General features: G+C 62.9%; 10 protein-coding genes. 5 read left to right on the plus strand and 5 right to left on the minus strand.

The genetic code is table 11. The features are described 5' to 3' along the window. Window positions 1-288: 288 nt before the first annotated feature. Complete coding sequence (locus CGA22_RS21905) at window positions 289-1,194, plus strand: hypothetical protein (RefSeq protein ID WP_041024195.1); 906 nt, start codon at window positions 289-291, stop codon at window positions 1,192-1,194. Window positions 1,195-1,343: 149 nt separating this feature from the next. Then, the gene (locus CGA22_RS21910; protein WP_041024196.1) at window positions 1,344-2,294 is read left to right on the plus strand and encodes a 2-hydroxyacid dehydrogenase; all 951 of its coding nucleotides are present in this window, start codon (window positions 1,344-1,346) and stop codon (window positions 2,292-2,294) included. A gap of 84 nt (window positions 2,295-2,378) precedes the next feature. On the opposite strand, the gene tssA is transcribed toward CGA22_RS21910, so the two are convergent. From tssA to CGA22_RS21935, 5 genes are read right to left on the minus strand one after another with little or no spacing between them, the layout of a single operon-like run. Beyond that, window positions 2,379-3,467: a type VI secretion system protein TssA gene (tssA, locus tag CGA22_RS21915; RefSeq protein ID WP_041024197.1), complete on the minus strand. Its 1,089-nt coding sequence runs from the start codon at window positions 3,465-3,467 to the stop codon at window positions 2,379-2,381. Then, a complete protein-coding gene (locus CGA22_RS21920) occupies window positions 3,464-7,330 on the minus strand; it encodes a type VI secretion system protein (protein ID WP_041024198.1) in 3,867 nt (1,288 codons plus the stop codon). Before CGA22_RS21920 ends, tssA begins: the two co-directional genes overlap by 4 nt. Beyond that, window positions 7,327-8,088: a DotU family type IV/VI secretion system protein gene (locus CGA22_RS21925; RefSeq protein ID WP_041024199.1), complete on the minus strand. Its 762-nt coding sequence runs from the start codon at window positions 8,086-8,088 to the stop codon at window positions 7,327-7,329. The genes CGA22_RS21920 and CGA22_RS21925 overlap by 4 nt, the downstream gene beginning before the upstream one ends. A gap of 18 nt (window positions 8,089-8,106) precedes the next feature. Then, window positions 8,107-9,438 (minus strand): type VI secretion system baseplate subunit TssK, encoded by a 1,332-nt coding sequence (gene tssK / locus CGA22_RS21930; RefSeq protein ID WP_041024200.1) that lies wholly within the window; start codon window positions 9,436-9,438, stop codon window positions 8,107-8,109. 51 nt (window positions 9,439-9,489) lie between these two features. Next, window positions 9,490-9,954, minus strand: coding sequence for a hypothetical protein (locus tag CGA22_RS21935; protein WP_041024201.1), 465 nt, complete (start codon window positions 9,952-9,954; stop codon window positions 9,490-9,492). A gap of 223 nt (window positions 9,955-10,177) precedes the next feature. On the opposite strand from CGA22_RS21935, the gene tssB reads away from it, so the two are divergent. The 3 genes from tssB to CGA22_RS21950 all read left to right on the plus strand — a co-directional run bounded on the left by tssB (window position 10,178) and on the right by CGA22_RS21950 (window position 12,918). Continuing rightward, complete coding sequence (gene tssB, locus CGA22_RS21940; protein ID WP_041024202.1) at window positions 10,178-10,738, plus strand: type VI secretion system contractile sheath small subunit; 561 nt, start codon at window positions 10,178-10,180, stop codon at window positions 10,736-10,738. A gap of 30 nt (window positions 10,739-10,768) precedes the next feature. After that, window positions 10,769-12,250, plus strand: coding sequence for a type VI secretion system contractile sheath large subunit (gene tssC, locus CGA22_RS21945; RefSeq protein ID WP_024776583.1), 1,482 nt, complete (start codon window positions 10,769-10,771; stop codon window positions 12,248-12,250). 170 nt (window positions 12,251-12,420) lie between these two features. Further along, complete coding sequence (locus CGA22_RS21950; RefSeq protein ID WP_024776584.1) at window positions 12,421-12,918, plus strand: Hcp family type VI secretion system effector; 498 nt, start codon at window positions 12,421-12,423, stop codon at window positions 12,916-12,918. Window positions 12,919-12,926 lie beyond the last annotated feature (8 nt).

Genomic DNA, 12,926 nt, shown 5'->3' on the forward strand with positions numbered 1-12,926 from the left:
GCCGGGACGAGTCGGAAAAACCCGACAGGCAGCGCCCTGGCCGAAACAGGGGCGCGATTGTCCGGGATTAGCGAGCAGAAGCAAAGGCTTAGCTGAGGAGCGGTGGTGCGAATCAGATCAGGCGAGACATGGAAGCGACGGTTAGAAATCATTAAAAACTGTCAGCCCTGACAGTAGACGCCCCAAGCCCAAGCCCTAACCTATCGGAGCAAGACCGAAGGTTGTATGAGGCGCTTTATACATTGCCCCATTTCTCCGGTCATTTTCCTATACCACCGGAGAAGAGAAATGGCCGATTTGACCATCAATACCCCTATTCAGAACGGTACGATATTCCCCAGGACCTGCCTCACCGGGACAGGCCCGGCCAATACGCGTGTAGTGCTCTACGAGGCCAGCGTCGGAGGCAAGGAATGGGGCAGCGCAACAGTCGATGCCTTCGGCAACTGGATGATCAAACCCAGCGCTGATCTTCAGCCAACTATCGGCAAGAACAATGGGATGTTCGGACTGATCGTGGCGCCTGGCGAGGATTCGAGATACTGGTCGAATACCGTTTTCGTCAATATTGCCAGCACACCACCGGCCGACACGAACCAACCACTGAAAATCCTGAGCCCTGCCGCAGGCGCTACTATTTACCCGAGGTCCAGCATTTGCGGTACGGGACCTGCCAATACCCAGATCAAACTTTACGAGGCTGGGGTCGGTGGGCGCGAATGGGGCAATACGACCGTGGACGGGTACGGCAACTGGATGATAACTCCCAACGCAGATCTTGTGCCGACACCCGGTAAAAACGGCGGTATGTTTGGAATGGTTGTAACGCCAGACTCAGTAGCATGGTCCAACATCATCCAGGTCAATATCGCCAAGGCAGCGCCGGTCAGCCCGAACCAGCCCCTCACGATCCTTAACCCAAAGGACGGCGCTACCACACTCGCACGCCCCTACATTGCCGGAACAGGACCCGCCAACACTCCGATAACCCTCTACGAAGCCGGAGTCGGGGGGCATAACTGGGGCACCACGGTGGTGGATGCCTATGGCAACTGGATAATGACGCCCAACGCAGATCTTGTACCGACACCCGGTAAAAACAATGGCAAGTTCGGGTTGCTGTTCTCACCTGACCAAACCTCTGGCGTATGGTCCAATGCCGTCTTTATCAATGTTTCCAACACAACGGTGTAGTCCCGAACGTTGACGCAAATAATCTCAGGCAAAAAGGTGGCTGATCTATCGCCATTTAACGCCAGCTCCTACACTCAGGAATATTCTCCAAGCGCTTGCCGGAACAAGGCAAGCCTTGGAATTTGCCCGAGAATCCTCAGGAGCCCAGCATGACCGCAACCGTCCTGGTACTGGTTGAAACCGTCAACGACTACCTGCCGATCCTCGAACGCCAGGGTTATCACCTGGAGCTGGCACCTACGCCGGCCGAGCGCAAAGCGGCGATTTTCGAGCATGGTGAGCGATTCAATGCGGTGCTGACACGCGGCCCCCTGGGTCTGACGGCCGACGAAATGGCCGCCATGCCCAATCTGCAGATCATCTGCGTGATCGGTGCCGGTTACGAACAGGTGGACCTTCAGGCTGCCCGCAACCGCGGCATCGTGGTCACCAACGGTGCCGGGGTCAATGCGTCGTCGGTGGCCGACCACGCCATGGCGCTGTTGCTGGCGCTGGTGCGCGACATCCCCCGGGCCGACGCCTGTATACGCCGGGGGGAATGGACGAAGGTCATGCGCCCTTCCCTGGCGGGTAAACGGCTGGGCGTGCTGGGCCTTGGCGCGGTGGGCATGGCGATTGCCAAGCGCGCGGCCCTGGGTTTCGACATGAGCGTGAGCTACCACAGCCGACGGGTACGCGACGATGTGCCCTACACTTTCTGCGCCACGCCCACGGAGCTGGCCCGGGTATCGGACTTCCTGATCGTTGCCACGCCCGGAGGGCTCGACACTCGGCGATTGATCAACAAGCAGGCCCTCGATGCGTTGGGCCCCAAGGGTTTCCTGGTGAATATCGCCCGGGCTAGCGTAGTCGCCACCGACGAACTGATCAGCGCCCTGGAACATCGACGCATCGCCGGAGCGGCCCTGGACGTGTTCGATCACGAACCCGAAGTGCCCGAGGCACTCAAGCACCTGCCCAATGTGGTCCTGACGCCCCATGTCGCCGGCCTTTCGCCGGAAGCGACCCGAGGCACGGTGGAATTGGTGGGCCAGAACCTGAATGCGTTCTTTTCCGGCAAACCGGTGCTGACGCCGGTGCCAATGCCGGAGCCGAACTGATCAATGAACCGATGTGTTCGCGGTACCTGTGGCGAGGGGATAAATCCCCTCCCCACAAAAGCCATTCACCAGTACTAGCACAACTCAAAGAACCCCCAACAACGTCCACAACCGCCGGGACTCGGCATCGGCGCTGATCAGTTCTCCCAGCAACTCGCTCAACGGCTTGTTGCCCCACTCCACGCCCCGCCGGATCAGGTAGGGCACCGGGCTGTGGGGTTCGGTGCGCGACAGGTAGCCGGCGATGACCAGCAACTGCCGGTAGGCCTCTTCACGGCTGGCCGGTTCCTGGAAGACTTGGGCCGGCGCTGTACCCGCCTGGGGCTGGACAACCGATGGGGTGGCTGCGGATGAGGCTTGCGCCGGCATGACAGTGGGTTGTTGCGGATGCATCGCGATGAACTCCTCTACCAGTGCCAGCAAGGCCTGTATCACGTCCTGCAAGGATTTGTAGCCCGGGGCCAGGTTGCCCAGGTAAGCGTCGCTCCAGGCTTCAAGCCGTTGCAAATGCTGCTGGCTCAACATGAGGCTGCCCTGGCGATGCAGCCAGAACGACAACGGTGTGCTGCGAATCAGTTCGTCGAGTTTTTTCTGATCGCTGCGCGCCGCTTCCGCCGAGGCCTTGGCGTTCTTGCTGTCGTTGGCCTGCACTTGCTGGCGCTGCAAGCGTTGCCAGTCGTCGAGACTGAAGCCATCGAAGGCCGAGTCGCGGCCATTGAACAGCGGCACCCGCGTCAACAGTACCTCGCTGTAGCGCCGGGCCAACCATTCCAGCGGGATCACCCGCCATGACTGGTCACCCTCTTCGGCCTGGGGATGCAACTGCTCGGGGTAGCATTCACACAGGCCCGCCACCAGCGCCAGGCTGCCCGGCAAGCCCTCCAGCCCCGCCAGGTGCAGCCAGGCCTCCCCCAGCCAGGCGCTGATCATCAGGTCCTTGCTGCGTTCGAGCAGCAGCGTGGTGGCGAGTTTTTCCAGCTCCGGCCATTGGGCGCGCTTGATCTGGGACTGCCACACCCCGGTGGGCAGGCTGGTGTCGTCTTCCCGGCGCAACTCCCGCAGCTGATCGTATTCCAGCTCATAACGCAGATCCGGCCCGCAGGGCGATTCGGCGCTGATTGGCTCGAGCAACTGGCTGATCAACTCGGGCAAGGGGGAGATAGGTACGCTCACAGGCCCTCCTCACGGGTAGCGATGGCGGGGCTCGACGAGGTCGCCATGAAAGGTGAACGGGGTGCCTGGGTCGGCAGCGGCGGCATCGACAGCGGCAGCTTCGAGCCCTGGCTCATCAACGACAGGCGCAGGAACATCAACGTTTGCTGCGTCGTGCGGGCCAGGAGCTGGGCCTGGGCCGGGCTCTGGGCGGGAATCTGGCCCGTTACCGGCAGTTGCAGGGTCAGCGGGAAATCGGTGTAGTCGACATTCGGCTGGCGTTGCACCGACACCAGCGAACGCATCAGGCGCAGCAACGACCATGGGCCCTGGTATTCCCAACCAGCTTCCAGGTCGCGTACCACCAGGTTCGGCTGCAACGGGTCGTTGGCCGGTCGCTGGTAACCGTTGCGGGCCCAGCGCAGGGTCAGCCGCACGGGCTGCCCGACCATCCAGCGCAGGTTCTGCTGGGCGTCGCCGGGGTAGTTGATCTGTTGGTTGCCGGCGTTCAGTGCCCAGGCAATCACCTGGTCGGCGCCGCGCTCCTCGTTGCGGTCGGTGCGCCAGCGCACGTCCATTTCCACGCCGAGAAGGCCACTCTTGTCCCGCACGAACAGCGGCCCCAGCCAGGTACCGGCCTGTTTCAACCGGTTGAGAAAATCCTCGGCAGCCAGGCGCTCCGGTGTCTGGCTCAGCGCCAGCCCGGCCTGGGCCAAGGGCAGGCGTGTGTCGATCAGTTCCAGCAGATGCTGTACCCGCGCCGGATCGGCGTCACTGGCCCGCAGGTCCTGGGAAAATGGAAAGCGCCCGGCCAGGTACTGGTTGAAGTAATTGGCCACATCGTTCCAGGCCGTCGCCGCCTGGTTCTGTTGCAGGTACAGGCACCGTTGCAGGGCTCCCTGTTGCAAGCTGACGGCGCGCTGGGCCAGGTCGCCACGGCCGCCGGACAGGTTGGAGGTCTGCAGGATTTGCGCGCAGGACGAGGTGTCCATCTGGTTGAAGTCCCGGCTCACCAACTGCTCCAGCTGCGCCGCCGAACTGGCCGGGTTCTGGCTCTTGTACTTGAGCAACTCGTCATTGATCGCCATGAACCGCGACACCCGGTCGTGTTCCAGAGCCGAGAGGTCATCCTGCTGGACGATCAACCATTCCAGAGCCGGCATGCGCTGCTCGGCGATCTGCACCATGGCGTCGAACTGCTGGTTCAGGCTCAGTTTCAGACCTTGTGGATCGCTGGCCCCGTAGAGCTGCAAACCGAAATTCTTCGAACCGTCCCAGCGCTGGACATCGGCCCGCTGGCTGAACAGGGGCTGGGCTTCGATTTCGTCCAGGCCACTCTTGATCTGCGCCAGGGCACGACGGTTGAGCAGGCGCTGGAAGCGCGTCGCCAGGTCGGCACGGTGCACGTCCATGAACGCCTTTTGCAGCGCGACGGCCTGGGTGGTCTGGACATTGAAGCCCATGCCCGGCAACTGTTCCTCGCTTTCATCCAGGCTGAGCCACATGGCCCGGGCCGCGGCCCCTTCAGCCGCCTGGATCAGGGCATCACGGTAGTCCGGCGGAATGCGCGGCAGTTCCTCGTTGGCGTAGCTCTTGTAGCTGGCGAAGTAGTTCAGGGCAACGCTGAAATCATCGCTGCCGTCGCCTTGCCCCTTGGCATCGGCGCTGCCGCCAGAGGGGTCCTTCTGCAGGGCCAACGCCACGAAGTCGCGCTTGAACAAGGCTTTCACCGCGTCATCCAGGGCTGTGACGTGCTCCTGCAACACCAGCAAACCACTGCCCTGCTGCACCAGCAGGTTGTCCCGGGAGCCGCTCTGGACGATCCACTGGTCGCGAAAGCTCTGTTGCAGCTTCGCCGCCTGGCTCTCCAGATCCTGGGCAAGCTCCGGCCCCAGCAAGGTGCTGTGGCTGACTTTGTCCATCATCTGGGTGTAACCGGGCACCAGGTCCTGGCCCTTGCCCCGCCCCCAAGCCGCGTTGGTCAGGTTGACCAGGGTCTGCAGATCGTCGACCAGGGCCATCAGGTCTTCCAGCTCGCTCAACGAGTTGCCGCCCCCCGCCTCCAACCGCTGCAGGTGCAGCTTGAGGTAACCGGCCTGACGCACGAAGTTGTCCGCCAGAAAGTAATGATCGAGCCAACGCTGCATCAGGCCGGTGAAGTTATCGCCGATCACCGTGCGTGCAGCGTTCAGGTCCAGCCCTTGCAAGTCCTGTTGCGAGCCCATGCCTTGTGCATCGAACAGCACCCGGTTGTAGAACCGCGCCCGGCTCAGCGTGCCGGCGTTGAGACTCAGCGACAGGGCGTTATTGCTCAATTGCACCAGCTCATCCAGCGGTGCCTTGGGGTTGCTCACCGCCTGGCTGAACATCTGATTCTGCTGCTCGAGGCGCACGGCGCGCTCCACCAGATCCTTGGCTTTCACGTAGCTCTGCCATTGCGCCGGGTCTTCGCTTTCCACGTTGCCCCGCCGCTCGGTATTGCGGATGACCTTGAGCTGCTCCAGGTCCGCCGCCAGCAGGTCACGCAGGGGCAAAACCCAGTGATGCCGGGCGGTCAGGCGCAAACCCTGCTCCAACTGAGTGTCCACGGAGGAGAACCACGAGGTGGGAAACACCACCGCGACGTAGCGCCAGCGCGGGGCTTTCTCCAGCATGTTCCAATAGGTCTGCACGTTGTAGCGGGTCGGTTCCAGTTGCGGTTGGTCAGGGTCGATCGCCAGGTAGTTCTTATGGGTGCGCAAGATCAACTGCGACAACCCCTCGGCTTCTTCCACCGAATCGCGCCAGACCCAGAGCATGCCCCCCAGCCAGACCAGGCCGACCACCAGCGCGACCACGCCCACCAGTCGGTGCCAACGCTGGCGCAAACGCAACAGGCGCGGCACGGGTTGGGCCAGGCCGCGTTCGGCGACAAAACGCCGCGCCCACAATTGCCGGGCGAACACCGTCTGGCGCAGGACCTTGTCGCTGGCGGCAAACCCATCCCCGGTGACGGCCGGCGCCTGGCTCGCGGTGAAGTACACACCGCGAAAGCGTGGCGCCTCGCCCTGGGCATTGCCCTGGAACACCGGCTCCAGGAGGATCTGCAAGGCCCGCCGCAACCCCTCGAAGCGCTCCGGCAACCCATACAGATCGCCGCTCAACTGCCCGGAAAGGGCGCCGATTTCGATGATCGACTGCGACAGCGCGGCGTTGACCTGATCCAGCGCCTGATCGCTCCAGTGCGACTGCCAGGCCGCGTCGGGTGAGTACGGCGACGACCAGCCCAGCGTCGATTCCCGGGCCTCGGCGGGCAATGCGCTGACCAGTTCCTGGAACCCGGGCAGCTCTTCCATTCCAGTAATCACCACATACACCGGCAGGCTCAGGCCGAACCGCTGCAGCAGGTCGATGAAGCAGCGGCGGACTTTAAGGCTCAGCTCGGTGGTGTGCTCGATATCGTCGAGCCTGCCGAACGGCACGGTCCAGATCACCGCATCCATCGGCCGTCGGCTGCGCAGTCGCAGGATCAGCCCCAACAACCGCCACCAGTTGCCCCGTTGCCGGTTCATGCCTTCATCGGGCAGGAACAGCGCCTGGGGCACCACCAGCACCGCCCCCTCGGCATCCGACCACCAGCGCCCGAACCACGCGGCCTTGTCCGTCGGCTGCAAATGCCACTGGGTGCACAGCTGGGCCCCGTCGGTCTCGTTGCCGAGCATCAGCAGCCAGGGGATCTGGTAGCGGTCCCGGGTGCCCTGCTCCTGCTCCATATGACGGACCGCCCCGTAGAAACTGCGAATCGCCGCGCCGCCCTGGGTCCGCAGCCACCAGATCAGCGCCGCGATCACCAGCACCACGACGATGACCAGCACCGCCAGGGCGAGGATGCTCACGGGGCTCATGAGTCCTGCTCCTGGACCACCGACTCGTTCAATTGCAACACCGGCTCGAGCTCCGAGCGGATGTCACGCCAGAACACCTGTCCCAGCCCGGTCAGCAGCAACACCATCGCCAGGATCGCCAGCCCCAGGCGCAACCCGTCCGGCAGTGATGTCTGCGCCGGCATGCGTACCGGCGGGGCCGTCGCCGACATTGCCAGGCGCTGGCTGACGTCGACATAGTCCGGTTCATGCTGCCAGGCGAACGTGAACAGCGCCGCGCGCCATTTTTCATGCTGGATCTGGCCGGGCTCGCCGCGCAGGCGCCCCTGGAACCCGAGGATCAGGCATTGCAGGTAGACGTTCGCCAGATCCCGGGTGCCGGGCATCTGCTCATCCAGCAGTTTCTTGATGGCCGCGGGCAGGCGCTCGCCGGCCTGGCGGCTGGAATACATGCGAGATTCAAGGGGATGCTGCTGCCAGGCCAGTTGCCCCGGCCAAGGGGTGAACAGCAAGGTTTCGTCCACCAGGGCGACGAAGGCGTAGACCAGCGCCTTGACCTGTTCGGTCGCCGAGTCGCCGACAGTGGCAAAGGCCATCCGCCACAAGCGTTGGGCGCTACGCCCGGAAAACTCCACCACCCGGCTGACCAGGGCCGCGGAGTCGTTGTCCTTGGGCAAGTCCTGCCATTCCTGGAACCACTTCAGCCAGACCTGACGAAACGCGCTGCTCAGCGGCGCCTCGTGCAGACTCCGGATCGCCCCGCCACTTCCGTCAGGCATACGACTCCCCTTTTGCGATCAGGCACTTTCACCGACTTGCGCGACAAACAACACCACCTGCCACGGGCTGCTGGCCTGGGTCGACGCCGGCGCCACGATGTGCAACGGCAGTTGCCCGTCGAACCACTGGCCGCTGGCAGCTACCACGAACAACCGGGTGTCGTCGCCGACGCTATAGGCCACCTGTTCGTTGCGGCTCATGGCCTGATGGGGCAGACCGCTCATGCGCTGCCGGCTCAACAACGGAACGTGTGGCGCGGAGGCGATGATCGCGCCGCGCAACCAATCGGCGGCGGCTTGCTCGCTGGCGCCGTTGGGCATGCGCAGGCCGATCACCAGGCGTTGGCTCGGCTGGTCGTCGGGCAGTTGGATGGAGAACACCTGCTCATCGCGCTCGAAAGCCAGGCTGCGATAACCGGCGCGGACCAGCTCCAGAGTAGTGTCGAGCCAGTCGAGCAGCGGTTCGTACCCGCGTTGCAATTCGAGGAAATCCAGCGGCGCAAACGCCGGCACGCCGGCCAGCGGATCGAGGGCCGACCAGGCACCGGCCAGCCCCAGCAACAAGCCGTACAGCGCCTGGGGGGTCGCCACCCGCGTGTTCAGGCTGCCTTCGACTTCCGGCAGGCGCGCCCACAACGCGGTCATCTGCCGACGGATCTCCAGCGCATCGTCCTGGTTGCCAGCCGCCTGGGCCTGGCGCAACCGACCGGCGAGGAACAGGCACTTTTCCCGGGCCCGGGCACACAGCCCGGCCACCCGCCGACCGAGCGCCGATTCGGGCAACAGTACCGGGGTGGGTGGCGTATAGGGCATCCGCAGAAAGCCGCCGCCTTCTTTGCGAATGCGCAGCAGCGGCAGGCAGATCGAATCGGCCTTGCTCAGTTGCGTGCACAGCCGCGGGTTCGGACGCCAGACGGTGATCGATTCGGGAAACTCACCGCTGGTGAGGTCCGGCAGCGCATCGCCGACCACCGATTGCAGGCGCCCCTTGAGCGGCAGCAATTGCCCGGCGCGCCAGAGTGGGCTGATCGCCAGGTACACGGTGACGGTGGCATCGTCGGTCTTGTTGACCGCCTCGGTGATGTCCAGCTCCAGCGTCAGCCCGACACCGGCCTGAAGATTGACCGGCAAGCCGTCCGGCAAGGTGCCCTGCAACTGCAGCAACCGCACCTGCCCGGCGCTGAGGGCCGAAGGGTCGACCTCCAGTTGACTGACACCCCAGAACCAGGGATTGCAGGCGGCCGCGACATGGGCGGCCAGGGCCTCGGCACGCAACCCTTGCAGTTGAAAATGTTGGGGCAACAGTTGCATGCCCTCATGCCAGCACACCGCGTCAGGTAACAGACTCATACGACTCCCTTCGACATCCCAGTGTCGCCGCACAAGGCGGCCCGCGGTCATTCAAGGCTGACTGGCATTGAGTTGGCCGTCATCGACGAGGCGCATCTCACGACTGTCGAACTTCAGCCAGGCCTTGCGCTGATCGTCCAGCCGGAGCCGGTGGGCTCCGGGTGTGTTATAGCTGGCGAAGACCAAAAGTCCAGCGGCGCGCCGGCCCTCCAGCGGGAAGGGTTGGCGGTCGATGAACTGCCCCGGAACCAGCTCCAGCCCCCACACCGACATGAGTTGACGATAGTCGCGCTGGAACTGTTCGCGCTCGGCGAACCACTGGCGGGCGGTGATCGCCGACAGTTGTTTGAGCAGGTCGGGATCATTCACCGCGATGAAATCCACGGCGATGGGCGTGTCGTCGTTGGCGCCGGACGCGACGTCGAGGGTCAGGCTGTCCAGGTCGACGCTGGGCGCAAAAAACGAGCAACCGCTGAGGGCCAAGCTGAAAAAAAATCCATAAAAAAACACACGCAAAATGAATCTTCCTTTTCGTCGCGGTCAAAAATTGTTTTTGCTTGCATTTTTATAGACCTGTTCTAGCGTCTTGGATAGTTCGACCTGCACGGTCGAATGGACCAGGTTCGTCAAGGGAATGACAGGTTTTCTGCCCCCCATTTGCAACCTGCGGATCAGCAAGGGAATGCGATGAGCGGGCCTCCCGATGCATTGCTCCCCACATGCATCGGAGTCGGCCGCCATGGCAGAAAGTACCCAGCACAAGCTCGACAGAGTCCGTCCTCCCCGCGTCCAGATCACCTACGACGTGGAAATCGGCAATGCCATCGAAAAGAAAGAATTGCCACTGGTCGTCGGCATTCTGGCCGACCTCTCCGGCAAGCCATTGGATCCGCTGCCCAAGCTCAACGAGCGGCGCTTCACGGAAATCGATCGCGACAATTTCAACGAGGTCCTCGCCTCCATCGCGCCCCGCGCCACGCTCCAGGTGAACAACACCCTCAGCGGCGACGACAGCAAGCTCAACATCGAACTCAACTTCCGCCACATCGATGACTTCGACCCGGTCAAGGTCGTGGAACAGGTCACGCCGTTGCGCCGCCTGTTCGAAGCCCGTCAACGCCTGCGCGACCTGCTGACCAAGCTCGACGGCAACGATGACCTGGACAAGTTGCTGCGCGACGTGATCGTCAACACCGAAGGCCTGCAAGAGATCAAGTCGGCCCGGCCCCAGGACGCACCGCAAGAGTTGCCGACCGTGGCCGCCAACGATGATCCGGCTCCGGCCGAACCACAGGCCTGATCGTGTTCATCACTCAAGGGAGATAAAGCCATGCCTGCTTCATCCAGCGCTCAAACCAGCGAGAGCACGACCCAGACCCTGTCCCTGCTGGACAAGATCATCGCCGAAGGCCGTATGGCCCATGACGACAGCCAGCAGGATTATGCCCGCGACATGCTGGCCGAATTCGCCACCCAGGTCCTCGACGAAGGCATGGCCATCGACAAGGACACCGTGGCGATGATCAACGACCGCATCAGCCAGATCGACCAGTTGATCAGCGCCCAGCTCAACGAAGTGCTGCACCACCCTGACCTGCAGAAACTCGAAGCGTCCTGGCGTGGCCTGCACCTGTTGGTGCAGAACACCGAAACCAGCACCCGGCTCAAATTGCGCCTGCTCAACGTTACCCAGAAAGAGCTGCAGAACGATCTGGAAAAAGCCGTCGAATTCGACCAGAGCGCACTGTTCAAGAAAATCTACGAGGAAGAGTACGGCACCTTCGGCGGCCACCCGTTCAGCCTGCTGGTGGGCGACTACACCTTCGGCCGGCACCCGCAGGACATCGGCCTGTTGGAGAAACTCTCGAACGTCGCCGCCGCGGCCCACGCCCCGTTCATTGCCGCCGCCAGCCCACGCCTGTTCGACATGACCAGCTTCACCGAACTGGCAGTGCCTCGGGACCTGTCGAAGATTTTCGAGAGCCAGGAGCTGATCAAGTGGCGCTCGTTCCGTGAAAGCGAAGACTCGCGCTACGTGTCCCTGGTACTGCCGCACTTCCTCCTGCGCCTGCCCTATGGCCCGGACACCCGGCCGGTGGAAGGCATCAACTACGTCGAAGACGTCAACGGCACCGACCACAGCAAGTACCTGTGGGGCAATGCGGCCTGGGCGCTGTCACAACGCATCACCGAAGCCTTCGCCAAATATGGCTGGTGCGCGGCGATTCGCGGTGCCGAGGGTGGCGGCGCGGTGGAAGGCCTGCCGGCCCATACCTTCCGCACCAGTTCCGGCGACCTGTCGCTCAAGTGCCCGACCGAAGTGGCGATCACCGACCGCCGCGAGAAAGAACTCAACGACCTGGGGTTCATCGCCCTGTGCCACAAGAAGAACAGCGACATCGCGGTGTTCTTCGGTGGCCAGACCACCAACCGGGCCAAGGTCTACAACACCAACGAGGCCAACGCCAACGCACGGATCTCGGCGATGTTGCCCTACGTGCTCGCGGCCTCGCGTTTCGCCCACTACCTGAAGGTGATCATGCGCGACAAGGTCGGCAGCTTCATGACCCGCGACAACGTGCAGACCTACCTCAACAACTGGATCGCCGACTACGTGCTGATCAACGACAACGCGCCCCAGGAAATCAAGGCGCAGTACCCGTTGCGCGAGGCCCGGGTGGACGTGACGGAAGTGGCCGGCAAGCCCGGGGCCTACAACGCCACGGTGTTCCTGCGACCACACTTCCAGCTTGAGGAACTGACCGCCTCGATCCGCCTGGTGGCGACCCTGCCGCCTCCGGTGGCTGCCTGACGGCTGAAACCTGAGGCAATGCCGAACGCCATCCTGTAGGAGCTGCCGAGTGCAACGAGGCTGCGATCTTTCCCCAGACACTTGAGTCGTGAGCGAAAGATCAGAAGATCAAAAGATCGCAGCCTTCGGCAGCTCCTACGGGGCATCGTAATTTTCTGGAGTTCCACACCATGGATGCAATCATTCTCGACCTCGGCGGCGACATCAAGGGCGACAGCCTGCTGGAGGGTTTCACGGACAAGATCGAGGTCATGTCCTACAGCCACAACGTGGCGATGCAAGTCACCAACGACGTCAGCAACTCGGAGCGCACCTCCGGTCGACCGCACATCGGTGAGTTCACCCTGACCAAATTCATCGACAGCTCCACCCCTTCCCTCAACGAATATTGCTGCGCCGGCAAACCGATCCCGCAAGCTGTCATCACCATTGGCCGCAACGCCGCCGAAGGCAGCGGCAAGATCATGCCCTTCATCGTCTACACCTTGACCAACGTCGTGCTGTCCAACGTCAGTGTCAGTGGCGGTACGGGCGGCAAACCGGTGGAAACCCTGTCGCTGAACTTCACCAAAATCAAATGGGAACTCACCGCCCAGAAAGACGACGGCACCAAGGAAGGCACGGCGGGCACCACTTGGGACCTGGCGGCCAACAAGATGACCAAGTAAGGACGCTG

Origin of the sequence: Pseudomonas sp. PSB18, from assembly GCF_014596565.1 — a bacterium.
Classification (GTDB): domain Bacteria; phylum Pseudomonadota; class Gammaproteobacteria; order Pseudomonadales; family Pseudomonadaceae; genus Aquipseudomonas.

What these genes read in the sequence shown, in the direction of transcription:
- CGA22_RS21905 (WP_041024195.1), top strand. Translation starts at nt 289, where the DNA reads ATGGCCGATTTGACCATCAATACCCCTATTCAGAACGGTACGATATTC.
- CGA22_RS21910 (WP_041024196.1), top strand. Translation starts at nt 1,344, where the DNA reads ATGACCGCAACCGTCCTGGTACTGGTTGAAACCGTCAACGACTACCTG.
- CGA22_RS21920 (WP_041024198.1), bottom strand. Translation starts at nt 7,330, where the DNA reads ATGAGCCCCGTGAGCATCCTCGCCCTGGCGGTGCTGGTCATCGTCGTG.
- CGA22_RS21925 (WP_041024199.1), bottom strand. Translation starts at nt 8,088, where the DNA reads ATGCCTGACGGAAGTGGCGGGGCGATCCGGAGTCTGCACGAGGCGCCG.
- tssK (WP_041024200.1), bottom strand. Translation starts at nt 9,438, where the DNA reads ATGAGTCTGTTACCTGACGCGGTGTGCTGGCATGAGGGCATGCAACTG.
- tssB (WP_041024202.1), top strand. Translation starts at nt 10,178, where the DNA reads ATGGCAGAAAGTACCCAGCACAAGCTCGACAGAGTCCGTCCTCCCCGC.
- tssC (WP_024776583.1), top strand. Translation starts at nt 10,769, where the DNA reads ATGCCTGCTTCATCCAGCGCTCAAACCAGCGAGAGCACGACCCAGACC.
- CGA22_RS21950 (WP_024776584.1), top strand. Translation starts at nt 12,421, where the DNA reads ATGGATGCAATCATTCTCGACCTCGGCGGCGACATCAAGGGCGACAGC.